The organism is Pseudomonas sp. TUM22785, assembly GCF_028198105.1.
GTDB lineage: Bacteria > Pseudomonadota > Gammaproteobacteria > Pseudomonadales > Pseudomonadaceae > Metapseudomonas > Metapseudomonas solani.
In genome coordinates, this window is sequence record NZ_CP116239.1 from 3,573,832 (window position 1) to 3,598,504 (window position 24,673).

Annotated in this window: 17 protein-coding genes and 1 pseudogene; 8 read left to right on the forward strand and 10 right to left on the reverse strand. The window is 65.8% G+C overall.

From position 1 onward, the window contains the following. The first annotated feature begins 66 nt into the window (after positions 1–66). From PI990_RS16215 to PI990_RS16225, 3 genes are read left to right on the forward strand one after another with little or no spacing between them, the layout of a single operon-like run. Complete coding sequence (locus PI990_RS16215) at positions 67–1,218, forward strand: efflux RND transporter periplasmic adaptor subunit (RefSeq protein ID WP_271661309.1); 1,152 nt, start codon at positions 67–69, stop codon at positions 1,216–1,218. Further along, the gene (locus tag PI990_RS16220) at positions 1,211–2,308 is read left to right on the forward strand and encodes an efflux RND transporter periplasmic adaptor subunit (RefSeq protein WP_271657734.1); all 1,098 of its coding nucleotides are present in this window, start codon (positions 1,211–1,213) and stop codon (positions 2,306–2,308) included. The genes PI990_RS16215 and PI990_RS16220 overlap by 8 nt, the downstream gene beginning before the upstream one ends. Further along, the gene (locus tag PI990_RS16225; protein WP_271657735.1) at positions 2,305–5,391 is read left to right on the forward strand and encodes an efflux RND transporter permease subunit; all 3,087 of its coding nucleotides are present in this window, start codon (positions 2,305–2,307) and stop codon (positions 5,389–5,391) included. The genes PI990_RS16220 and PI990_RS16225 overlap by 4 nt, the downstream gene beginning before the upstream one ends. Positions 5,392–5,811: 420 nt before the next feature. Here PI990_RS16225 and PI990_RS16230 read toward each other — a convergent pair whose 3' ends face one another. Then, positions 5,812–6,108 (reverse strand): YgaP family membrane protein, encoded by a 297-nt coding sequence (locus PI990_RS16230; RefSeq protein WP_021221848.1) that lies wholly within the window; start codon positions 6,106–6,108, stop codon positions 5,812–5,814. A gap of 113 nt (positions 6,109–6,221) precedes the next feature. After that, complete coding sequence (locus PI990_RS16235; RefSeq protein WP_021221847.1) at positions 6,222–6,473, reverse strand: hypothetical protein; 252 nt, start codon at positions 6,471–6,473, stop codon at positions 6,222–6,224. Positions 6,474–6,683: 210 nt separating this feature from the next. Here PI990_RS16235 and pdxR point away from each other — a divergent pair, with 210 nt between their 5' ends. From pdxR to PI990_RS16255, 5 genes and pseudogenes are all read left to right on the forward strand, one after another. Next, complete coding sequence (pdxR, locus tag PI990_RS16240; protein ID WP_271657736.1) at positions 6,684–8,117, forward strand: MocR-like pyridoxine biosynthesis transcription factor PdxR; 1,434 nt, start codon at positions 6,684–6,686, stop codon at positions 8,115–8,117. A gap of 486 nt (positions 8,118–8,603) precedes the next feature. Continuing rightward, positions 8,604–8,939: pseudogene (locus PI990_RS31610) on the forward strand (methyl-accepting chemotaxis protein); the annotation flags it as partial. Positions 8,940–8,981: 42 nt separating this feature from the next. Then, the gene (locus PI990_RS31615; protein ID WP_442969338.1) at positions 8,982–9,413 is read left to right on the forward strand and encodes a CZB domain-containing protein; all 432 of its coding nucleotides are present in this window, start codon (positions 8,982–8,984) and stop codon (positions 9,411–9,413) included. A 196-nt stretch (positions 9,414–9,609) separates the two neighbouring features. Then, complete coding sequence (locus PI990_RS16250) at positions 9,610–10,149, forward strand: cysteine hydrolase family protein (protein ID WP_271657738.1); 540 nt, start codon at positions 9,610–9,612, stop codon at positions 10,147–10,149. 261 nt (positions 10,150–10,410) lie between these two features. Continuing rightward, on the forward strand, positions 10,411–11,673 hold the full coding sequence (locus PI990_RS16255; protein WP_271657739.1) for a hypothetical protein: 1,263 nt from the start codon (positions 10,411–10,413) through the stop codon (positions 11,671–11,673). 3 nt (positions 11,674–11,676) lie between these two features. On the opposite strand, the gene PI990_RS16260 is transcribed toward PI990_RS16255, so the two are convergent. From PI990_RS16260 to PI990_RS16295, 8 genes are all read right to left on the reverse strand, one after another. Beyond that, a complete protein-coding gene (locus PI990_RS16260) occupies positions 11,677–15,144 on the reverse strand; it encodes an AAA domain-containing protein (RefSeq protein ID WP_271657740.1) in 3,468 nt (1,155 codons plus the stop codon). Between the two features lie 161 nt (positions 15,145–15,305). Further along, positions 15,306–16,436 carry a TIGR03364 family FAD-dependent oxidoreductase gene (locus PI990_RS16265; protein WP_271657741.1) on the reverse strand — a complete coding sequence of 377 codons (1,131 nt, stop codon included), beginning with the start codon at positions 16,434–16,436 and terminating at the stop codon, positions 15,306–15,308. A gap of 96 nt (positions 16,437–16,532) precedes the next feature. Then, on the reverse strand, positions 16,533–17,552 hold the full coding sequence (locus PI990_RS16270; RefSeq protein ID WP_271657742.1) for a putative 2-aminoethylphosphonate ABC transporter substrate-binding protein: 1,020 nt from the start codon (positions 17,550–17,552) through the stop codon (positions 16,533–16,535). A gap of 48 nt (positions 17,553–17,600) precedes the next feature. Then, on the reverse strand, positions 17,601–18,428 hold the full coding sequence (gene phnX / locus PI990_RS16275) for a phosphonoacetaldehyde hydrolase (protein WP_263402588.1): 828 nt from the start codon (positions 18,426–18,428) through the stop codon (positions 17,601–17,603). Between the two features lie 15 nt (positions 18,429–18,443). Beyond that, positions 18,444–20,159 (reverse strand): putative 2-aminoethylphosphonate ABC transporter permease subunit, encoded by a 1,716-nt coding sequence (locus tag PI990_RS16280; RefSeq protein WP_442969280.1) that lies wholly within the window; start codon positions 20,157–20,159, stop codon positions 18,444–18,446. Positions 20,160–20,172: 13 nt separating this feature from the next. Further along, positions 20,173–21,222, reverse strand: coding sequence for a putative 2-aminoethylphosphonate ABC transporter ATP-binding protein (locus PI990_RS16285; protein ID WP_271657744.1), 1,050 nt, complete (start codon positions 21,220–21,222; stop codon positions 20,173–20,175). Positions 21,223–21,643: 421 nt separating this feature from the next. Then, a complete protein-coding gene (locus PI990_RS16290; protein WP_271657745.1) occupies positions 21,644–23,494 on the reverse strand; it encodes a zinc-dependent metalloprotease family protein in 1,851 nt (616 codons plus the stop codon). A 20-nt stretch (positions 23,495–23,514) separates the two neighbouring features. Then, entirely contained in the window at positions 23,515–24,207 is a 693-nt protein-coding gene (locus PI990_RS16295; protein ID WP_169708337.1) for a hypothetical protein, read from the reverse strand. Between the last annotated feature and the right edge of the window lie 466 nt (positions 24,208–24,673).

Here is a 24,673-nt window from a genome sequence, read left to right on the forward strand (position 1 = left end):
CATTCACGTCGCTTTCGCAACAGGAGGCTTGGTCCAGGGATGATCCCGCCGCATACCCCGTCACCGATGAATACCCGCATGGCCCCCGGCCTTCTGCTGGCCGCCGTGCTGCTCGCCGGCTGCCAGGAACACGAGGCACCCAAGCCGGTGCAGCGCGTGCTGGTGCAGAGCATCGAAGCTGCCGACTTCAGCGCCGAAGTGCGCCTCACCGGCGACATCCAGGCCCGCGTCGAAGCGCAACAGGCCTTCCGTGTCGGCGGCAAGATCATCGAGCGCCTCGCGGACGTGGGCGATCAGGTCAAGGCCCAGCAGGTGCTGGCGCGCCTCGACCCGCAAGAGCAGCGCAGCAACCTCGACACCGCCAATGCCGCCGTGGAAGCCCAGCGCGCCCAGCTCAAGGAGGCCGAGCTGAACTTCGAGCGGCAACGCAAGCTGCTGCCCAAGGGCTACACCAGCCAAAGCGAATTTGACCAGGCCCAGGCGCAACTGCGCGCCACCCGCAGCGCCCTGGAAGCGGCCGAAGCCCAGGCCGCCAACGCCCGTGACATGCTGGCCTATACCGAGCTCAAGGCCTCCGCCGATGGGGTGATCACCACCCGCCACGCGGAAGTCGGCCAGGTGGTGCAGGCCACGGTGCCGATCTTCACCCTGGCCCGTGAAGGCGAGCGCGATGCGGTGTTCAACGTCTACGAATCACTGTTCGACCAGCAGTTGGAAAGCCAGGACGTGGTCGTCGCCCTCCTCGGCCAGCCGGACATCAGCGCCAAGGGCCAGGTGCGCGAAATCACCCCCACCATCGATCCGCAGAGCGGCACCCTCAAGGTCAAGGTGGCGCTGGAGCAGGTGCCGCCGCAGATGAACCTCGGCGCCGTGGTCACCACCCTGCTCAGGCCCCGCAGCGGCGACGGCGTGGTGCTGCCCTGGTCGGCACTGTCCAAGTCCGGGCGCCAGCCGGCGGTGTGGCTGGTGGATGAGCAGCAGCGGGTCTCGCTGCACAAGGTCGGCGCGGTGCGCTACGCCAGCGGCAAGGTGCTGGTGGGCAAGGGCCTGGAGGCGGGCCAGAAGGTGGTGATCGCCGGTGGCCAGCTGCTGCACCCCGGCCAGCGCGTGGAAATCGCCCGGGCCGAACAGGCGGCAGAGCCCGACAAGGCCGCCGCCGTGCGTGAGGACCAGGCCGCGCCGCAGCCCCAGGTCGAAGGGAGCGTGCCCCATGAATGACGCCACCCGCCGCGCCTGCCTGCTGCCCCTGGCCGCCCTGCTCCTCGCCGGCTGCGGCGAGAAGGAGCAGCCACCACCACCGCCCCGCCCGGTGCTCAGCCTGGTGGTGCAGAGCCAGCACCAGCAGAGCGTCGGCCACTTCGCAGGCACCATCCAGGCGCGCTACGAAACCACCCTGGGCTTCCGCACCAACGGGCGTATCGCCTCCCGCGCGGTGGATGTCGGCGACAAGGTGGCCGAGGGCGCCCTGCTCGCCACCCTCGACCCCACCGACCAGCAGAACCGACTGCGTGCCAGCGAGGGCGATCGCGCCAGCGCCGAAGCGCAGTGGATAGACGCCCAGGCCGACGCCCGCCGCCAGGAGGAGCTGTTCACCCGGGGCGTTGGCGCCAAGGCCAACCTCGACGCGGCCCGCACCCGCCTGAAGACCACCCGCGCCAGCCTCGACCAGGCCCGTGCCGCGGAGCAGCAGGCCAGCGACCAGCTCGCCTACACCCGCCTGACCACCGACTTCGACGGCGTGGTCACCGCCTGGCGCGCCGAGGCCGGCCAGGTGGTCGCCGCCGGCCAGGAGGTGGTGACCCTGGCTCGCCCGGAAGTGCGCGAAGCGGTGTTCGACCTGCCGGACGACCTCGCCGGGGCCATCCCCGAAGACGCCCGCTTCACCGTGGTCGCCCAACTGCAGGGTGAGGCCAGCACCACCGGCCACATCCGCGAAATGGCGCCCCAGGCCGACGCTGCCACCCGGACCCGCCGGGTGCGCCTGAGCCTGGAGCAAACCCCGGAAAGTTTCCGCCTCGGCACCACGGTGCGGGTGGAACTGAGCAGCCCCGTGGCACCTCGTGTCAGCCTGCCCGCCAGCGTGCTGGTGCGCGCCGAGCCCGGCGCCCCGGAGGATCGTGGGCAGGTCTGGGTGGTGGACGAAAAAGCCGCCGTGGTGCACCGCCGCGAGGTGCAGGTGCTGCGCCGCGAAGGCGATCGCGTGCTCATCGGCAAGGGCCTCGCCGACGGCGAGCGGGTGGTCAGCGCCGGGGTCAACAGCCTCAAGGAAGGCCAAGCGGTGAAACTGGATGAAGGGGATCGGCCATGAGTGATGCCAAGGGCGGCTTCAACCTCTCGGAATGGGCGCTGCGGCACCAGTCCTTCGCCTGGTACCTGATGGCCGTGGCGCTGGTGATGGGGGTGTTCTCCTACTTCGAGCTGGGCCGCGAGGAAGACCCGGCCTTCACCATCAAGACCATGGTCATCCAGACCCGCTGGCCCGGCGCCACGGTCAACGACACCCTGGAACAGGTCACCGACCGCATCGAGAAGAAGCTGGAGGAGCTGGACAGCCTCGACTACGTGAAGAGCTACACGCGCCCGGGGGAATCCACCGTATTCGTCTACCTCAAGGACACCACCGACGGCACCGAGATACCCGACATCTGGTACCAGGTGCGCAAGAAGATCGACGACATCCGTGGCGAATTCCCCCAGGGCCTGCAAGGCCCGGCATTCAACGACGAGTTCGGTGACGTCTACGGCAGCCTCTACGCCTTCACCGGCGACGGCCTCAGCTACCGCCAGCTGCGCGATTACGTCGAGCGCGTGCGCCTGGACATCCGCAGCGTCAAGGACCTGGGCAAGGTGCAGCTGATCGGCGAGCAGGACGAGGTGTTCTACCTCAACTTCTCCACCCGCAAGCTGGCCGCCCTGGGCCTCGACCAGCGCCAGGTGATGCAGAGCCTGCAGGCACAGAACAGCGTCACGCCCTCGGGGGTGATCGAAGCCGGCGCCGAGCGCATCTCGGTGCGCACCTCCGGCGAGTTCCGCTCCCAGGCGGACCTGGAGGCGGTGAACCTGCGCATCAACGACCGCTTCTACCGCCTCGCCGACCTGGCCAGCATCCAGCGCAGCTACCAGGACCCGCCCACCTCGCTGTTCCGCTTCAACGGCGAGCCGGCCATCGGCCTGGCCGTGGCCATGCGCGACGGCGGCAATATCCAGACCTTCGGCGCGGCGCTGCATGCGCGCATGCAGGAAGTGACCAACGAGCTGCCCATCGGCGTTGGCGTGCACCAGGTGTCGAACCAGGCCGAGGTGGTGGAGAAAGCCATCGGCGGCTTCACCAGCGCGCTGTTCGAGGCGGTGATCATCGTCCTGGTGGTGAGCTTCATCAGCCTCGGCGTGCGCGCCGGCCTGGTGGTGGCCTGCTCGATACCCCTGGTGCTGGCCCTGGTCTTCGTGTTCATGGAGTACAGCGGCATCACCATGCAGCGCATCTCCCTCGGCGCGCTGATCATCGCCCTCGGCCTGCTGGTGGACGACGCCATGATCACAGTCGAAATGATGGTCACCCGCCTGGAGCTGGGCGACTCGCGGCACGACGCCGCCACCTACGCCTACACCTCCACCGCCTTCCCCATGCTCACCGGCACCCTGGTGACGGTGGCCGGCTTCGTGCCCATCGGCCTCAACGCCAGCTCGGCGGGGGAATACACCTTCACCCTGTTCGCGGTGATCGCCGTCGCCCTGCTGCTGTCGTGGGTGGTCGCAGTGCTCTTCGCCCCGGTGATCGCCGTGCACGTACTGCCCGCCACGCTCAAGCACAAGGAAGAGAAGAAGGGCCGCATGACCCGCTTCATGGACCGAGGCCTGCGCCTGGCCATGGGGCACCGCTGGGCGACCATCCTGCTCACCGTGGCGCTGTTCGGCGGCTCGCTGTTCCTCATGCAGTTCGTCCAGCAGCAGTTCTTCCCCTCCTCCGACCGCCCCGAGCTGCTGGTGGACCTGAACCTGCCGCAGAACAGCAGCATCGCCGAGACCCGCGCGGTGATGGACCGCTTCGAGGCCAAGCTCAAGGGCGATGACGACATCCAGCGCTGGAGCTCCTACATCGGCGAAGGCGCGGTGCGCTTCTACCTGCCCCTCGACCAGCAACTACAGAACCCCTACTACGGCCAACTGGTGATAGTCGCCAAGGACATGGACGCCCGGCAGCGCCTGTCCGCCCGCCTCAAGCAGCGCCTGCGCGACGAGTTCGTCGGCATCAGCGGCTACGTGCAGCCCCTGGAGATGGGCCCGCCGGTGGGCCGGCCGATCCAGTACCGGGTCAGCGGCCCGGACATCGACAAGGTGCGCGACTACGCCATGGCGCTGGCCGCGCGGCTGGACGCCAACCCCAACGTCGGCGAGATGATCTACGACTGGAACGAGCCCGGCCGCGTGCTGAAGATCGACATCGCCCAGGACAAGGCGCGCCAGCTGGGCCTCTCCTCCGAGGATGTGGCGCAGATGATGAACGGCGTGGTCACCGGCGCCACCATCACCCAGGTGCGCGACAGCATCTACCTGGTCAACCTGGTGGGCCGTTCCGCCGAGGGCGAACGCAACTCGCCGGAGACCCTGGAAAACCTGCAGATCGTCACCCCCAACGGCACCTCCATCCCGCTCAAGGCCTTCGCCACCGTGGGCTACGAACTGGAGCAGCCGCTGGTGTGGCGCCGCGACCGCAAGCCCACCATCACCCTCAAGGCCAGCGTCCACGGCGAGATCCAGCCCACCGACCTGATGGCCAGGCTCAAGCCCGAGGTGGACGATTTCGCCGCCAAGCTGCCCGCCTCCTACCGCATCACCCCCGGTGGCACGGTGGAAGAAAGCGGCAAGGCCCAGGGCCCCATCGGCCAGGTGGTGCCGCTGATGCTGTTCCTCATGGCCACCTTCCTGATGATCCAGCTGCAAAGCGTGCAGAAGATGTTCCTGGTGGCCAGCGTGGCGCCCCTGGGGCTGATCGGCGTGGTGCTCGCCCTGCTGCCCACCGGCACGCCGCTGGGCTTCGTGGCCATCCTCGGGGTACTGGCGCTGATCGGCATCATCATCCGCAACTCGGTGATCCTGGTGACCCAGATCGACGAGTTCGAACGCGAGGGCGCCAACCCCTGGGACGCGGTGATCGAAGCCACCCACCACCGCACCCGGCCCATCCTCCTCACCGCCGCTGCCGCCAGCCTGGGCATGCTGCCCATCGCCCGCGAAGTGTTCTGGGGCCCCATGGCCTTCGCCATGATCGGCGGCATCATCATCGCCACCCTGCTCACCCTGTTCTTCCTCCCCGCCCTCTACGTCGCCTGGTACCGCATCCACGAACCGGACGACGCCACGCCCCCGGCCCAAACCCCGCAGGAGGCGTAGAACGGCGATGTGTGTAGGGGCGAATTCATTCGCCCATCGGTGCCATACCGGGCACCCCTGGTGGATAAAAAAGCGTCATCCACCCCACGGGCGTGCACCCGCAAGGTCCGAGACAGGGAAGGTTCTGTAGGGGCGACTTCAGTCGCCCAGCGGTGCGTAGCACCGCCGTAGGGTGGACCACGCTCTACCGGTCCACCAATCGGTGCCATGCCGGCCCCCCCTGGTGGATGAAAAAAGCGTCATCCACCCTACAGGCGTGCACCCGCAAGATCCGAGACAGGGACGGTTGTAGGGTGGGCCGGGCGGCGCTCCGCTTCAGCCCACCAGCACCGCACAAGCGCTTCGCGAGCGGAGCTCGCTCCTACGGGACTATGCCTTGGCACACACCCGTGGGAACGAATTCATTCGCGATGGGCAGACTCAGGCGTTGCGATGCAGCTCGGCCAACTTGGCAGCGGCCTCTTCGATGCGCGCCTTGAGCGCTTCGATCTCGTCGCGGCGTTCGGCGATCACCCGTTTCGCCGGGCACTGCCCCGTGAGGCCACGGGCGAGCACCACGCCCCCGGTGCCGGCGCGCAGCCAGCCTACCAGGCCACCCTGGCGCAAGCCGGTACCGACCATCACCAAGCCACCGGCGATGCACAGGAAGCGTTCCCAGCCCTCGACGTTATGGGGGCGGGCAGCGTTTTCGCGGGACTGCGGTTCGAAAGCGACCATGGTGTTCTCCTGGCTCTATGGGGTTGTAGTAACGACTGGCCAGGCGCGTGCGGGGTTCAGAGTGCTGGACGAGCGGAGCGCGGCGCCGCCGGAAAGCGACGGCGCCGCAGGGGTCACACGGGTTTGTGACCGTGGTCGAGGCTCTGGTCCACCAGCCAGCGACCGTGGGCCAGGGAGGCCCGCCGAGCGCTGTCTTCCTCGGCGAGGAAGGCGGAGTTGGCGGGCAGCGGGATGCGCCGGGTGCGGCTGCCATCGGGCGCGGTGATGTGCAGCCCGCCGGCCCAGGGCGTGGGAATGCCCGGGTGCTCGATCAGGTGCGCGGTGATGATGTGATCGCGGTGGGTGAGCTGGTTGCTGCTGTTCATGGCTGTGCCTCCATTGGCGGGGCGGCCGCCTGGATTCAACGGCCGCTCCCTCGCAGGTGGATGCCCGACGGGCATGCGGACCTTCACCTTAGCGCAGGCCCGCCCCCTGGCCTCCCGGCCCGACGAAACGCATCGCCACGGGTCGCGGCGAAAGCCTTCTCTCCACCCCGCCCCATCGGTAATCTCCCGCCACCACCCGCCGGAGTCACCATGGAACTGCACATCGTCATCAATGGCCGCAAGGACCTCGCCCAGCAGCTCTACCGCCAGTTGCGCGACGCCATCGAGGACGGCCGCCTCGCGAGCGGCGCCCGGCTGCCACCCAGCCGCCTGCTGGCCGAGCAACTGGGCATCTCGCGCAAGACGGTGGCCGACACCTACGCCCAGCTCACCTACGAGGACTACCTGGTGGGCCGCATCGGCAGCGGCACCTTCGTCAACGCCCGGGCGGCAACGCGGGTGCGCAGCCGCTTCGCCTCGGAACTGGCCGAAGCGGACTTCATCCGCCACTGGCAGGACGTCCCCATCCCCTTCCGCCACCCGACCCTGGAAGGCACCCTGCGCTACGACTTCATCGGCGGCGCCACCGCACGCAGCCAGTTCCCCCATGACGACTGGCGCCGCTGCACCCAGCACGCCCTGCGGCAGATGGCCTCCGCCCGTGGCTTCTACGGCCAGCCGGAAGGGGTGGAAGCCCTGCGCCAGGCCATCGCCCGGCACATCAGCTTCGCCCGTGGTGTGCGTTGCACGGGGGATGATGTGATCGTCTGCAGCGGTGCCCAGCAGGCGCTGGACCTGCTCGCCCGGGTCATGCTGCAACCCGGCAGCGTCGTCGCCATGGAAGACCCCGGCTACACCCCGGCGCGCCTGCTGTTCGGCATCCAGGGCGCCCAGGTGGCGAGCATCCCGGTGGACGCCGAAGGCATGTGCGTGGACGCCATCCCCGATGGCACGCGGCTGATCTACGTCACCCCCTCGCACCAGTTCCCCCTGGGCATGCCCATGAGCCCGGCACGGCGCGAAGCGCTGCTGCAGCGGGCGCGCGAACTCGGCGCCATCGTCATCGAAGACGACTACGACAGCGAGTTCCGCTACGAGGGGCGCCCCACCGATTCCCTGCAAAGCATGGACGAGCACGGCGTGGTGGCCTATGTCGGCACCTTCTCCAAGACCCTGCTGCCGGAGCTGCGCCTGGGTTACGCCATCCTCCCCGACGTGCTGCTGGAGCCGCTGATCAAGGTCAAGCAGATCACCGACTGGCACAGCTCCACCCTGCCCCAATGGGCCCTGGCCAAGTTCATCGACGAAGGCTCGCTGCACAAGCACATCCGTCGCTGCCACGCCGTCTACAGCAGCCGTCGCGAACGCATCCTGGCGCGGGTGGCGGGGGATCTCGCGCCCTGGTTCGACGCCGTGCCGGCGGTGGCCGGGGCGCACATGGCGCTGCTGTGCAAGGTGCCGATCGACCTGCCGCTGCTGATGGAGCAGGCGCGCAAGGTCGAGGTGGGCCTCTACCCGCTGGCGCCCTTCTATCACCAGCAGGAACCCCGGGCCGGTTTACTGCTGGGTTTCGGCGCCATCGAAACCCTGGATATCGACCCGGCCCTGGACCGCGTGCGCGACATCCTCCTGCGCATCGCCTGAAGCCCGCATGCTGTCAATGCGACAGCATTGGAGTCACTCCGACAACAGGTCGATATGACCGCACCCGCCTGCAGCCCAGTGACTGCGGGCCCCCGGCGCTGGCACGAAAACTGACAGGTAAAGGCAATTCCACTCGCTCACCGGAGGTGAGACATGCTTTTCGTCAGTGCCGGCCGCCACCAGCGGCTGCAACAGCAGAACCAGGCCCTCCTCGCCCGCCTCGACGCCACAGAGCACGAAGCCGCGCAACTGCGTGATGCACTCCAGGCCAGCCGCGACGACACCCGGCTGCAAACGGACCTCGCGTTCTACAAGGGCCTGGCCGGCAACCTGCTGAAATTCGGCCACTCCATCGGCCATGTCGGCGACTCCTTCAGCTACCTCAACGCGCGCCTGGACGACAACCACCAGCGCGCCCAGGACGTCGCCAGCGCCGCCATCCACAACAAGCTCAAGTTCGGCGTGCTGCAGGAGCAATCCCAGCGCATGGAAAACGGCCTGGCCACCCTCAACCAGCGCATCTCGGAACTGGTGCAGCGCGCTGGCGAGATCGACCGCATCGTCGGACTCATTGGCAGCATCGCCAGCCAGACCAACCTGCTGGCCCTCAACGCTGCCATCGAAGCGGCCCGCGCCGGCGAATCCGGCCGCGGCTTCGCGGTGGTTGCCGGGGAGATTCGCGACCTGGCCGAGAAAACCGCCAGCGCCACCCAGGACATCGTCCGCGAAACGGCGGACATCCAGGCGGTGATCCACACCGCCCAGGACGAGATCCGCCTTCACGTCGACAGCGCCAACCACTTCCACACCATGACCACCGAAGCCAGCAGCGCCATGCTCGACGTCCACGGCCAGGCCCAGCGCATGCACCACGAGATCGGCCAATCCTTCTTCCGCGCCGGCATCGAATTGGCCAACCTCGCCGAGCTCTCGCTCAAGGCCTCGGTCTACGACGCCATCCTCAGCGGCGAACCGGACGCCAGCGTGCTGCCAACCGAGGAACAATGCCCCTTCGGCCGCTGGTACTACGGCAACGCCGCGCTGCGTGGCAACCTCCAGTTCCGCCTGATCGAACGCCCCCACGAACAGGTTCACCACACCGGCGCCGCCGCCATCCAAGCCTTCGCCCAAGGCCGGCTCGACACCACCCTCGAGCAGCTGGCGCTGATGGAGGACTCCAACGTCGAGGTGATGGACATCGTCAAGAAGGTCCTGGCGGAGCATGAAAAGGGTTTGCAGGTGCCGGCCCGCAGCTCGGCGGCGGCCCCCTTGCTGAGAGTTGTCGGCGCCGATTGACAGCCGCACAGGGCCCCCAGCACTATCGACGCCATGAACGCATCCGCACGCCGTACCGCCACCACCACTACCACCGCCATGTGCGGGGCGAGTGGGTGTGCGTAGCGGATAGCGCAAGGAACCCCAAAGGCCCCGCCAGCGATGGACGGGGCCTTTTCTTTTGCCCCGGCGGCGCTGGCATTCAAGGAGAAATGCCATGCACGACCCGCGCAAATCCGCCCTGCTGATCATCGACATGCAGGTGGCGCTCTATGAAGGACCCGACAAGCCCTGGCAGGCCGAGCTGCTGCTGACCCGGGTCAACCAGTTGATCGCCCGAGCCCGCGCTGCCGGTGCGCCGATCTTCGCCGCACGCTTCGCCGGGCCGGAAGGCTCGCCGGTGGCGCCGGGCAGCAAGGGCTGGGCACTGCACCCGCGCCTGGAAATCGACCCGGCGCATGACCGCATCTTCGACAAGAACCGCCCCAGCTGCTTCTCCGGCACCCGCCTGGACGACTGGCTGCGCGATGCCTCCATCGGCGAGCTGGTGGTCGTGGGCATGAAGACCCAGTACTGCATCGACAGCACCTGCCGCGCCGCCGCCGACCTGGGCTACCGGGTGGTGCTGGCGGAAGACGCCCACAGCTGCATGGACACCCCCGCGCTGGACGCCGCCGCGATCATCCGCCATCACAACCTGACATTGTCGGGGCCGTTCGCCCGATTGGTGAAGGCCGATGATGTGAGTTTTCTCTGAGGCTCCCGGGCGGAAGCCCGGGCTACGGCCCGGGCGACCATTCTGGGCTCGCAGCGCTTCCCCGTATCGGTGGTGTAACAGGTCAGGCGGTTTACGAGCTTTTCCCTATAAGCCCATCGCAAACGGTGCTAGCAGCCGGCACTTCGCGCCTGCGGAGTGCTTGCCAAGCGGGATGAGGGCTCTGAAAATCCAAAGGGCAACCAGCCGGGAGTGAGGGAGTCGGCGTCTTTCAAGGAGGAAAGCATGCCTAGCTATTTTTCCATGTTCGTCGCCCTCGTCCTGGGCGGCCTGCTTCCGCTCGGTATCTTCATCGGTCGCAGCAACATTCGCGCGCGGCGCTACGAGATCATCAGCGATCTGGAGAACCTGTTCGGCTTCGCCCGCCGGGAGGCCGGCGATCCGCTGATCATCCCCTCCTTCGAGCTGGTCAAATACAAGTACAGCCCCGTCGACCTCCATGAACCCAACCCACTGCTGAAGAAGCGCGCACGGCCCTACGACTACGTACTACCGGTATTTCTCTACGTGTTCACCTCCACGCTGGGAATTCTCGCGGTCATGGCGGAGCCGGCGGCGTTCAACCAGGCCGCGCTGTTCCTCGAAGGCCCCATGGCGGACCAGAGTCGTCACTTGCTCTCGGTGATCTGCTTTGCCTTTCTTGGCGGCTACATCTGGAGCGCGCAGTACCTGATTCGCCGGGTGGCGAATTTCGACCTGTCACCCATTTCGTTCTTCCGCTCCACACTGCACCTTGTTCTCGGCGTACTGGTGGCCACGGTGCTCTACCGTGGCCAGATCTTCCACGCGCTCAACGCGGACAGGTTCGCCATCGCCCTGGCATTTCTGGTGGGCATGTACCCGGCACTGTTCATCGATGTCGTGATCGCCAAGTTCTCCTGGATCCGGCTCAAGCGCGTCAGCGAGCACAGCCGCGCCCTGCAGGAGGAGTTGCCCCTCGACGTGATACTCGGCATCGACGCCTTCATGAAGTTTCGTCTGGAGGAGTTCGAGATAGAGGATGTGCAGAACCTCGCCACCATCAACCCGATCCAGATATTCGTCGAGACGCCCTACGGGCTCTACGAGGTGATCGACTGGGTAGCTCAAGCACAGCTGATCCTGGCCGTCGGCCCAGAGAAGACGCTGCAGCTGCGGCAGATCAACATCCGCACCATCTTCGATCTGGAAAAGATGCTCGACAGCCCTGTGCTCAAAGCCCGCCTGCTGGGAATCCTGGACCCGGACAGCGCATCAACGGCACTGCCACATCCCGTGCCGCCGGCCGGCACGCCGCCACTGTCCCTGCCCTCACGACAACGCCGAAAAGGGCACGGTGAAGTGGCCCTGGACCTGAGCGATCAGGTCGAAGCGCTGGTCTCGGTGATCCGCGATGACCTGCACGTCAAACGGCTACGGCAGATATGGGATGTGATCGCCAGCAAAGTGGACGAACGCCCCAAAGAACCTCTGCGCCAAAGCGGACCCGAGAAAATCGCCAGCCTGGTCGGCCGGCGCCACAGGTAGAACTCAATGAACGGTAGTGCCCCTTGGGTAAGGACGAATCAACTCACGGAGGTCCGTCAGACTCCGCTGGATCATGACGAACGCTTCTTCGCCGTCGTAGCGCATGCTCGACTCGTGATAACGGTAATCACTGGCGACACGTACGGAAGAAAGCCAATTGAAAGAGCCGACCGTGAGCCATTGTTCATCGACCAGCAAGAGCTTGCTGTGAACGCACTGTCCCTGACTATCACAGTACTTCGCCCCTGCTGCCTTGAGGTCGTCAATGCACTCGCCGAAGTCTTTCCGAGAGCCCGCTAGACGGCTGTTGGAGATCACGACAACGTTTACACCCCTCTGGCATGCGTGTCGTATCTGCTCCTCTATCGCATCGGCCTTCAGGGCGCTTCGAGACAGGTAAGGGGACACGATGATCAGCCTGCGACGGGCACCTTCAAAAGCTGATCGCAGTATCTTCCGGTGTCCTTCGAGGTCCCTGATCAGTACGGTCGGAGCAAGCCCCATGGATGGCGTCAGAAGCTCGACATCGACATCCTTCAGCTCGTGCTTCTCGTTTTCCAGAAGGAACCGTCCCATGACAGATGCAGGATTGCTGTGCCCCGGCTGAAACAGATGCATGTTGCCGAACACCAGGAATGCATCCTGAGCACGTGACACAGCGACGTTGAGCAACGAGCCGTAATCCTTATCAAACATCGTACTCCCCGGTGCCGTGCCAACGCCGTATGTAGGGGAGAAGATCACCAGGCGCCGTTCTGCGCCCTGCAGACTGTGTACGGTGCCAACCGTGATGCCATGTCCATTCCCCAGGTGCTCATCCAGCTCCCGCCTGACTGCATGGCTCTGAGCAGCAAAGGGTGTGATCACCGCCACCAGTTCACCGAACTGCTTGCCCTCACTTGCGAATGCCGCTTCGATTTCGCTTCTGCGGCGTCTTAGCCAGCGAGCGATCGCCTGAGCCTCGACCAGATTACGGCGGCTTTTCCCGACCCGCTCGTCCCGTGCAGCCAGGTGGACATAGCCCAAAGTCGGAGAGAACAAGCGGCTCCCGTCGTCATCACGGCAAGGTTGCAGCAAGTTCTGATAAACAAGGGCATTACTGATTGCAATGATCTCCGGCCAGCATCGGCGATGCTCGCAGAGAAACATTCCAGAACCACGCTGCGGGTGTTTTGCAAAGGGCGTTGCCTGCTGAGCAATCTGCATCACATTGCCGCTTGAGGCCGCCATGCCGGTTTTCCGAAAACCTTCCCAGCCTGCTTGGAGAAGGCCATAACGGTGCGCGTTAGACCTATCGATGCTGGCTGGCAGGCCATGAACGGGAGAGATCTGATTCACATCGCCCACCACCAATGCACGCTTGGCCAATGCGAAGGCCGGCATACCGATTTCCGGCGGCACTTGCCCAGCCTCGTCAACAATCAGTAGATCCATACGTCCGAACATCGGTTGCACGACGCCACTCCATCCCGTGTAGCGCGAAGGCAAGCTGTGCAGGGTCGCAACCGAACAGGGGTACAGTTTTGCCAGGCGTCGGTATTGCAGCTCCAGCCTGTCCGCCGATTTACTGTCCTCCACCTTGCGGTATTTTTTCAGCAACGCATCCACTTCCATCAGGTAGCGCGCTTCCCAATAGTGGGTAGCCAGCTTGAAGGCCTCGAAACGTGGACCTACATCCAGGGCCGATTGCACACCTTCAAGGCTGAGGCGCTTGGATTTGCCACAGAAATCGCTCAAGAAACTCAGCAGCTCACGGAGGGTTTCCATCGTTTTACGATGCAGATCATGTTCTGCCTGAGCCTGAACCTGCCGATGAGCTATCGCTTTGATTCGCTCGGTCAACCAGCCACCGAATGTTTGGCGCAAATCCATCTCAAGCAAGTGCTGGGCAATCCAGTCATGGCTTTGCATGACCGTCGCCCGAAATAGTTCATCACGACGGCGCCGAGATGTGGTGATACCAAGACGGGATAACAGCCCTATCCACCAGCTCTCATCATGGCAGTGCTGCTGCCATGCAAGGTTGATGGCGTGCCAGTGCTTCTTCTGCTCGATAAGTCGCTCAAGATTGGTCTGAGAGCTTTCGAGCAGTGCTCTTGTAGACTGCTCCAGCGCCAGGATGCGCTCCGTTGTAGGAGGCAGGCCCTTGCAGAGCCGAGTCAGCGTGATGAGCTTGCGCATCACCACGGTGATCATGTCGCATCGCTGCTTCAAACGGGCATGCAACGCCGCCGCCACGCTCTCGAGGGTAGGTGCCGCCAGTTCGCCCAGGGCCTGCTGAGCCTTGCTCAGAAAGCCGCGGCGAGCGCTCTCTAATCCCTCTACCGTTTCGAACGACTTGGCTTCGTAGCTCGAATCTTTCGCCATGCCCTTGAGCATGTGAACAGGAAAACTGAAGGTGTTGTTTTCCCGGCTCTTTGCTGGCAGGTACAGGCCGTAGCTTTTCACGTCATCGAGCCAACGCCCGGCCAGTTCGCCCGCCGGCTCCTTAACCTTGGCAAATGCCTCAAGGATGTTCACCACCGCCTGATTGTTCGTGGAGCTAGCGACTATTAATGGCGGTTCGCTTTTCTCTAGCGCTCTGCGCACCCACAGCGATGCAATCACACTCAGTAGCAAGGTGGTCTTCCCGGTCCCGGGAGGTCCATCTACCGCCGTGACGGCGTCGGGCAGAGCAAAAAAATGCGCCAGCGATTCCCGTTGCGAGTCGGACAGTCCGTAGCGAGACTCCATCTGCCCAAGGTGTTCAGTGCCGAGGTCCAGCTGGGCCTCCAGCTCGAGCAAAGGGCGTTGTACGGCGGCCTCCATAAGGGAAGCAAGGAGCGGGGTCTTCGCCTGAGCTCCGCTGTCCTTGCGCAATTCACCAACCAAAGCCTGGATGTGCTGAGTAGCCCCTCTGTTTCCATCAGCGAGAGCAATGCCAGCATTCTCCTGCAATTCGTATTGTTCGATCTCCAGCGTCCCCCAGTCGTACCCGGAGACTTGCTGCAACAGGTCGTGGGTGACCTTCAACAAGGCATGCCAATTGTCTGGTTGCTGTGGCAACTGGGAGCGTGCCTTATCCAGATCATCGAGGGCGCCAATGGATACAGGCAGAAAGGTAGGCTCGAGTAAATTTCTGGGAATCGACGGTAGGCAGTCTTTTTCATCCAGAGCAAGACTGCCATCGGGGCTCAAGAGTGCATTGAAGAATATCGGTGCGATCTGTTCAGGAAGCTTTTTATCGAGCTCCGCGTGCTCGGCACGACGCCCATAGACCAGAGGGAAAAGCGTCACCCGCACCGGCCATTTCTCTTCCTCGACTCGAGTGTCTCTGCTTTCCTTGCTTTTACGTGCCGCCTGCATTTTCCGGGCTGCCAGCTCTGACAGACGTCCCTGCAAAATGTCATCCAGGCTCAGTTCTCGACAAAGCCCGGAGAGGTCCGGCATTAAATTCTGAGCATCAGCAAGTGATGCCGCTATGTAATCCAAGACGCTGACAGTCCTTTGCACCTGCGCTCTCCAACGGTGGTCCCGAGCAGGCGATTATTCCATGGCTGCCTTCGCAAGCAAAAAACCGATCGCCTCCCGCTGCAGAACCACCGCTCCACCCGGTGGGAGCAAGGACTTTAAAGTGCCGCGCCCGACCGCCTTCACCCCAACAACGACGCCACCGTGCGCTCACCCAGGGCCGGGCCGATGCTCATGCCGAGGCCGGTGTGCATCAGTACGGCGGTGACGCCGGGGATGGCCTTGAGCACCGAGAACGGGCCGGGGCCGCAGGCGCCGTAGACGCCCTGCCAGCGCTCCAGCACCTGCAGGCGGGTGCCGAGGGTGTGCTCGGCGAGGTCGAGCATCAGGTTGTCCACGGCCTCGGCGTTGAAGGGTGAAGCATCGCGGCCGTAGTCGTGGGAGTCGCCGATGATCAGCTCGCCATAGGGCGTGGGGCTGACCAGCAGGTGGATGCCGTGCTGCTCCAGCTCCGGGGTGTGCTGCTCGATCTGGCCACGGATGGCCTCGGCTTCCGGCAGGTCGGAGAAGGCGCCGTAGTGCACGCAGCTGAGGCCGGTGAGCACAGCGTGCTGCAGGCCGATGTCCACCGCCGGGCGTGCGCGGAGCATCTGCAGGCGGCAGACGCTGGGCTGCAGCGGGGCGATCTGCTCGGCCAGCAGGGTCAGGTAGTCATGGCCCGAGCAGACGATGATCTGCTCGGCGCGGCAGCTGCCGGCGCTGGTGTGCACGCGGTTCTGCTCGACGTCGCGCACCAGGGTGGAGAAATGGAAGGTCACGCCCAGTTCATCGCGCAGGTAGTCGACCAGCGCCGGGACGGCCTCGCGGGAATACAGCTGCTGGTCGTCCAGGCCGTGCAAGGCCACGCGGTGGTGGCTGAACTGGCCCTGGTAGAGGTCGTGCAGGCGCTCGCCACGCAGCAGCTCGACGCGGTAGCCGTGCTCGACGGCGCGGGTGGCGCAGAAGGCCTCCAGCAATTCCTCTTCCGCCTCGGTGCGGGCGAACAGCAGGGAGCCGTTGCGGCGGATGTGGAAGCCGGCCACTTCGGCCAGCTCGGCCCAGATCGTCCGCGCCTCACGGGCCAGGGCGAACATGGGACCGGGGGCCTGGCCGGTGATCAGGGCCTGGCCGAAGTTGCGCACCGAGGCGCCCAGGGGCCGGTCGCTGCGCTCGAACACGCTGACCTTGAGGCCGCGCCGGGCGGCGGCGTAGGCGTGGGAAAGGCCGAGGATGCCGGCGCCGACGATGGCGATATCGGAGTCTTGGATGGGCATGGAGTTCTCCAGGAAAACAGGGCCGCCCCTGCCCTCCCCACAGCCTCTCCCCGCAGGGAGAAGGTGTGGAGCGGGTGGGTGCGGAGGTCGGGCTTGTTACTGCGGCAGTTTTTCGGACTTACCGTCGTAACGCTTGCGCCACTCGGCCAGGATCGAATCGCGGTTCTTCGACGCCCAGGCGAAGTCGTTCTTGATCAGACGCTGCTCGTAGTCGGCAGGCAGTTCGGTCTGCGGCTTGGCGATGCCCGGCTGGGCGAGAACGGCGAAGTTCTCCTTGTACAGCTCCATGGCGGCGGGGCTGGCGGAGAAGTCGGCGAGTTTCTTCGCGGCCTCAGCGTGTTGGGTGCCCTTGATCACGCCGGTGGCTTCGATTTCCCAGCCCAGGCCTTCCTTCGGCAGGACGATGTCCAGCGGCGCGCCCTGGCGCTTCAGCTGCACGGCCGGGTATTCGAAGGAGATGCCGATGGGGAACTCGCCGGCAGCGGCCAGCTTGCACGGCTTGGAGCCGGAATGGACGTACTGGCCGATGTTCTGGTGCAGGTCATCCATGTACTGCCAGCCCTGCTTCTCGCCGAAGGTCTGCAGCCAGGCGCTGACGTCGAGGAAGCCGGTGCCCGAGGACGCCGGGTTCGGCATCACGATCTTGCCCTTGTATTCCGGCTTGGTCAGGTCCTGCCAGCTCACCGGCTTTTCCAGGCCCAGCTTCTCGGCTTCGACGGTGTTGAAGCAGATGGTGGCGGCCCACACGTCCATGCCCACCCAGGCCGGCGGGTTGGCGGCGTCGCGGTAGTTGGCGCCGATGGCGTCCAGGTGCTTGGGCGCGTATTTCTCCAGCATGCCCTGCTGGTCGAGGATCGCCAGGCTGGAAGCGGCCAGGCCCCAAACGGCGTCAGCCTGGGGGCGTTCTTTTTCGGCCAGCAGCTTGGCGGTGATGATGCCGGTGGAGTCACGCACCCACTTGATCTCGATATCCGGGTTTTCCTTCTCGAACGCCTTCTTGTAGGCACTCAGCTGCTCGGCTTCCAGGGCGGTGTAGACGGTCAGCTCGGTGGCGGCCTGGGCCTGCATGGAGAACCCGGCGACGACGGCGGCAGCGAGGGCGAGACGCTTGAACATGTGGAGCTCCTTGGTTGGTGTGCTGGGGTCAGGTTTGGCTTGCTGTGGTTATGCGTTGGCGGGGGTTTCGCCCTGCGCCAGGCGTGCGTTGATCAGGTCGATCACGCCCGGCAGGTCGGCGATGGTGTCGATCAGGTAGTGCGGGCGGCTCGGCGCGAACAGCGCGTCGATGCGAGCGCGCTCCTCGGCCAGGCGCGCGGCCGGCAGGGCCTGGTAGGCGGCGTAATCCAGGCCGAGGAAGTTGCCGGAGAAGCGCAACGCCACGGTCCACATGCCGGCGCTGCGGCCTTCGAGGATGCCCGGCTCGGTGTCGTCCACCTTTACGCAGGCGGCGACATCGTCCAGCCCCAGGGCGATGACGTTGGCCAGCGCCTGGGCCGGGCTCGGGCGGCCCTTGGGTACTTCGTCGGTGGCGACCACGTGGTCCGGGCGGTAGCCGGCTTCGGCGGCCAGCTCCACCACCTTATCCATCACCACCTTGGGGTAGCCGGAGCAGGTGCCGATCTTCAGGCCCCTGGCGCGCAGGGCGGCGATGGCCTCCAGGGCGCCGGGGATCAGCGCCGAGTGCTCGCCGACCTTGGCGATCTGCAGGGGCATGAAGCGCTCGTAGAGTGCGGTCACGTCCTCATCCGTCGGCAGGTGGCCGAAGCGGCGTTCGAAGCGTGCGGCGATGGCCGGCACGTCGCACAGGGTGCGGATGTGGTCCCACTTGCCCATGCCCATCGGGCCGCGTGCCTCCTCCAGGCTGATCTCCACATCGAAGCTGGCGAAGGCCTCGACGAAGATCCGCGTCGGCGCGAAGGAGCCGAAGTCGACCACGGTGCCGGCCCAGTCGAGGATGGCGGCCTGCAGGTAGGTGGGGGTCTGGTAATGCATGGTGTTCTCCGTGGATCAGTGGCCGGGCGCGGTCTGGCGCCAGGCCTGGGAGCGGCGCAGCAATCCGCGCGAGGCCCCGGCCAGCAGCAGCGAGACAGCGGCCGAGGTGAGCAGGATCAGGGTGGACATGGCAGCCGCACCGCCGACGTTGCCGGCGTCGTCCATGTTCAGCACGGCGACGGCGGCGAGCACGCTGTCCGGGCTGTAGAGGAAGATCGCGGCGGACACGGTGGTCATGGCCGAAACGAACAGGTAGCGGACGATGTCCAGCAGCGCCGGCAGGCAGATGGGCAGCGTCACCTTCAGGTAGTGGCGGTACAGGGGCATCTTCAGCGACAGGGCGGCGGCTTCGAACTCACCGTCCAGCTGGCGCAGCGCGGTGGTGGCGGTCATCTGTGCGGTGGTGAGGAAGTGCGCGATGGAGCAGACCACCAGCAGCGCCATGCTGCCGTAGAGGCCGTGCAGCGGGTTGGCCGGCAGGTTGAAGAAGAAGACGTAGCCCAGGCCGAGCACCAGCCCGGGCACCGCCATGGGCACGAAGCTGAGCATGCGCAGCAGCGCGTTGAGGCCGGCCTGGCCGCGGGTCTTCTCCATCAGGTAGGCGCCGGTGAAGATCAGCGCGCCGCCGAACAGCGCGGTGCAGCTGGCCATGGTCAGGCTGTTGCGATAAGCCAGCCAGCCGCCACCGGCGCTCTCTTCGAAGGCGTAGTGACGCAGGGACAGCGACAGGTTGTAGGGCCAGAACTTCACCAGCGAGGAGTACACCGCCATGCCCAGCACCGCCAGCAAAGCGAGGCAGACCAGCAGCACCAGGGCGAGGAAGCAGGCGTCGCGCAGCCGCGAGGGTTTCGGGTGGTAGACCTGGGCGCGGCCGCTCATGGAATCCCCTTGGCCACGGCGCAGCCAGGCATCGACGCCGAAGCTGAGCAACGCCGGCAGCAGCAGGATCATGCCGATCAGCGCGCCCCGGCCGAATTGCTGCTGGCCGACCACGGCCTTGTAGGCCTCCAGGGCCAGCACCTGGTAGTCGCCGCCCACCACCACCGGCACGCCGAAGTCGGTGATGCACAGGGTGAACACCAGGCAGAAGGCGGCGAACACGCCCTGGCGGGTGGCCGGCCAGGTGATGCTGCGGAAGGCCTTCCAGGGCCCGGCGCCCATGCTGGAGGCAGCGTCGAACAGGCGTGCATCGGCCAGGGACAGCGCCGACAGCAGGATCATCAACGCATGGGGGAAGGTGTAGATGGCCTGGCCCAGGACGATGCCCCAGAAGCCGTAGATGTTGTCCGGCAACAAGCCGCGCAGCAGACCCTGGTTGCCGAACAGGTAGATCAACGCGATGCCCGGCAGCATCGACGGCGCCAGCAGCGGCAGCAGGGAAATGCCCCGCCACAGGCCCTTGGCCGGAATCAGCGTGCGTTGCAGCGCATAGGCGAAGAGGTAGGCCAGCGGCACCACGATGGCGGCAACGCTGAGGGACACCTTGAGGCTGTTGCCCAGCAGCCAGTGGAAGTTGGCGCTGGCCAGCAGCTCACGTGCCGCCACCAGGCCACCGCCCTGCCCGGCTTCACCGCTGAAGCCGCGCCAGAAGATGGCCGCCAGGGGCAGCAGCACGGCAAAGGTCAGCAGCACCAGGAGCAGCAGTTTGCCGCCCACCACGAACAGGCGGTCACCCAGGTCGCTGCGTGCGGCCCGCACTGGAGCGGTCTTGAGCGATGCCGGCATTTCCATCACCCGCGCCATCTCAGGCGAACACCTGCAGGCTGCGCGACGGCAAGGCCACCCAGATATCGGCACCGCCCAGGCGCGGCAGCAGCGCCGGGTCCAGCTCCGCCAGCAGCGGATGGCCAGGCAGTTGCTCCAGTTCGAAACTCAGGCGGCAGCGGTTGCCGAGGAAGATGATTTCGCGCACCTGGGCGCGGAAGCGGTTGTCATCGCCCTGCTGCGGGTCGATGGCGATGGCTTCGGGGCGGCAGAACAGGCGGCCCTGCTCGGCCCCCCCTGCGGCTTCCGGCAGGCGCAGGTTCAGCTCGCCGACCCGCGCGTGGCCATCCTGGCGCCCCTGGAACGGCAGCCAGTTGCCCTGACCGACGAACTCGGCGACGAAGGGCGTGGCCGGGCTTTCGTAGATTTCCCGCGGGGTGCCGTATTGCTCGACGCGGCCCTGGTTGATCACCGCGATGCGGTCGGCCATGAGCATGGCCTCGTCCTGGTTGTGGGTGACCATCAGGGTGGTGATGCCCAGGCTCTTCTGCAGCTGGCGCAGCTCGGTGCACAGGTGCTCGCGAACACGGGCGTCCAGCGCCGACATGGGTTCGTCCAGCAGCAGCAACGATGGCGACGGCGCCAGGGCACGGGCCAGGGCCACGCGCTGCTGCTGGCCGCCGGACAGCTGGCCGGGGAATTTCTTCTCGCTGCCGGCAAGGCCCACCAGTTCCAGCATCTCGGCCACCCGCTGGCGGGCTTCGTCACGGCTGGCACCGGCCAGGCCGTAGGCGATGTTCTGCTGCACGCTGAGGTTGGGGAACAGCGCGTAGGACTGGAAGAGGATGCCGTAGTCACGGGCCTGGGGCGGCAGGGTGGAAATGTCGCGCGGGCCGATGTGCAGGCTGCCGCTGTCCTGACGCTCCAGCCCGGCGATGCAGCGCAGCAAGGTGGTCTTGCCACAGCCGGAAGGCCCCAGCAGGCAAACCAGCTCGCCCTCGGCGATATCCAGCGACACCCCATCCAGGGCGGTGAAGCTGCCGAAGCGCTTATGGATGTCGCGGACCTGGAGATGGGCGGCGTGATGCATGACATGACCTCGTAGAACGGTGGGCGTAACGCAGGAAGCGCGGTACGACTCGACGAGGCTGATGCTAGGGAGGCAATGCGAAATCTATGTGGCGATAACCCCAAGCCCACCGATAGTGGCATTGGTGGATTTGGTATAGGCCAGGTGAGAGAGCTGGAAGCCGAGAGCCTGAAGGTGGAAGGCGGCAGCGCTGGAGAGAGCGCCTTTTTGAGCAAGTCGCGCTGCGGCATGCGGCTCTTTGCAACCGCCAGGATTCGCCTGCAGCGCCGAGCGGCTGAACACACGCCCCTGCGGCACCCACTCATCCTGCCAAGCCTTTGCTCGAACGTCTCCGATGGAGTCGATGATTCCGTGCCCTGGGACGTGATGTCCCAGTTACAGATGCAGCCGGCGCCCCGGTCCGGGCGCCGGACTGCCGGCGTCAGAGCCGGTTGAGGCTGACGTTGTCCAGGTACAGCGACTGGTCGGAGCGGGTGCTGAGCACCATCAGTTCCATGCGCCGGTAGTTTCCGGCCGGCACCTGGAAGCTCTGCTGCAGCTTGCCCCAGGCGCCGCCCTGGGTGTTCACCACGCCCAGGGACAGCAACCGGCCGTTGCCGGCGGTGTCTTCCAGGTAGAGGTAGGCATAGGCCAGCGCGGCCACGCTGGCGGTGCGGCTCACCATCACGTCGGCGGCGAAGCGGTAGGACAGCCCCGGCTGCACCTTGCCGGCCAGGAGCAGGCTGGCGCCGGTGCCGTCGGCCTTGCGGGCATAGACCTCCAGGGACTTGCCGGTGGTTGCCAGGGCGGTCAGTCGGGTGCTGCCGTAGAAGCCCGCCCACTCGCCGATGGCGCTGTCGAAGTTCCAGCTGAAGGCGGCCGGGGTCGCCGGAGTGATGGGGTTGGTGGGGGTCACCTCGCTGAGTTCGACCTCATCCAGTAGCACGGCCAGGCGGTTGACGCTGACCAGGCCCAGGTAGGTGTTGCGGATGACGCTGGCCGGCGGCTGGTAGACGAAGGTGACGTCGATGGGGGTGAACTCGGTGCTGGTCACCGACTTGATCACACCGTTGGCCTTGTTGTAGCTGATGCCGGCGTTTTCTTCGTGAAGCATGCCCAGGTAGACGTTGCCGCGCAGGTTGGTGCCCTTGAGCATCACCTTGGCCTTGAGCCGATAGGTGGCGCCGACCTTCAGTGCGCCCACCGAGGTGGCCAGCACGTCGTCGCGGCCGGCCGGCAGCTCGAACTGCAGGGCGTCGTCACGGCAGGTCTTGCCGACGTTGAGCGTGCTGAGCTTGGCCAGGTTGAGCAGTGCCTTCCAGCCGTCCAGGGTGCGGAATTCACCGTTGGCCACCAAGCCCTTGAGCGCCGGCTTGTCGCACCAGGCCGTGGTGACCGGCGGGGTGGGCGTCGTGGGAGTGGTGGGTGTGGTCGGCGTGGTGGGGGTCGTGGGCGTCGAGGTCGGGTTGACCGTCTCGGGCACCTTGGTCGGGCGCAGGGCGGCGATCTGCGCGGCCATGTCGTTCAACGCGCGGGCGGCGTCGGCGAAGCTGGCACGGCCGCAGGCTTGGTTGGCGCAGGTGGTATCGACCACGGTAGGCGTGGAGAACAGCGGGGCCTGCACGGACGCGTTGAACACCTGGGGGTAGGCCATGATGGTGGAGAAGCGCCCCTGCACGCCGTAGCCACGGCCCCACTCGTAGGTGCCCTGATGGATGCCACGGGCCAGGTAGGTGTAGTAGCCCTCGGTCTGGTCCTGCTCATAGGAGTGGCGCAGGCCCATGTTGTGGCCGATCTCGTGGGCCATGGTGCTGAGGCTGCAGTCCACCCCGGTGATGCCGTAGGCACTGGCCCAGGCACCGTTCTGGAAGGTGCCGCTGTTCTTCGGCCCGGAGAGCACGTAGCCGATGCCGCACACGCCATAGCCCTGCCCTACCTGGGTGCGGCTGATCAGCTGCACAACGTCGGCGCCATAGGTCTCGCGCAGCTGCTGCACGCGGCTGTCGGCGGCGAAGGCGGACAGGTCCTTGTCGGAGATGGTCGGGTAGCTGGCCCAGGTGAGCGGCTGGGCGTTGACCAGGCGCAGGCGCAGGTTGACGTTGCTTTTCTTGTAGGCGTTGTTGGCGAATTCGATGTAGCTGGCGATGCGGGCGTTCATGTCCCGCCCGTTTGGCAGCGCCTGGGCGTCCTTGGTGTAGAGCACCAGGATGTCGACGGTGCGCGGTTCGGTGGTGGCGGCTTGGGTGAAGGGGGCCAGCAGGAGCAGGGCCAGGCAAGCGAGCAGTTTCTTCATGGTCATCGTTCCTGTAGCGCTCAGCCGCGGGTCGGCGGCGGGAGGGGCTGCAACGGCGTGGAATCGGGGGTCACGAGGGCGTCCGGGGTGGCACGCATCAGCAACTGGTTCTGGTCGGTCACCAGGGTGCTGCCGGTGGCGTTGTCCACCACCATGGACAGGGTCTGATCGCGGGTGGCGAGGGTGATGTGGGTCTCCAGCTGGCCCTTCACCACGGTGAGGGTGTCTTCCGGCTGGCCACCCTCCACCGCGCCGCTCCAGACGGCAGCGCCGCCGGTGTTGTGGGTTTCGTCCAGCGTGGCGCGCAGCGGTGCCTGGCGGCCGGGCACACCCAGCTGCAGGGTCTTGCCGACGGCCAGTTCGCCCAGGGAGGTGGTCGCTACCTGGGTGCGGTAAAGGGTCATCTCCTGCTGCTGCTCGGGCACCAGGGAGTGGCTGTCCCAGAGCTCGACCAGGGTGTCGGCGGGGGCGTCCACCACCGGCACCGGGGCGACGTGGGGTGCCGGCACCACGTTCACGGCGGCTGGCATCGGGCTGGCCGCCACCGGAGCGCCCGCCATGGCCGGGGCGACGGGCAACGGAGCTGCCAGGGGTGTCGGCGATGGGGTGTGCTGGGTAACGGCCGGGACCGCTGGGGTATCGCGCAGGAGTACGGCGAAGGTGACACCTGATGTGACCAGGGCAACCGCCAGGTAGAGGAGCGTACGGGGCATGACCACCTTCCCATGTTTCACCCGGCACAGCCGGGTGGCAGCGAAACCACGGAAGAGCATCCCTGACGAACCGTGGAACAGGTTCGACCGTTGCGAGGGGTAACGGCCAGTTGTTCGATTTATTGACGCCAGAAAATTGATATCACAGTGCCTGCATGGAGCATAAATACGCTTTCGCTATTAGCCAGGCGCCGGATCACACCATTGCGCTGCTGTGCTGCCTGACGTCGATATTCGGGAGCGTGGGAACGTTGAGCGGCATAAATAAAGTTGAACGCGTTCAACTTCCGCAAGTGAACCAGCCGCCACCTTAACCCGCTACTCAATGGCCGTCGGAATAATTGGGATTTCTCGCACATTGCTGGTTTGACAGCCCCGGCGCCAATCGTGGGTAATTGCGAAATCCGGCGACATCCCGCAGCAAACAGCTGATACCCCATCGCCATCACCGATGTAATTGTTCGAC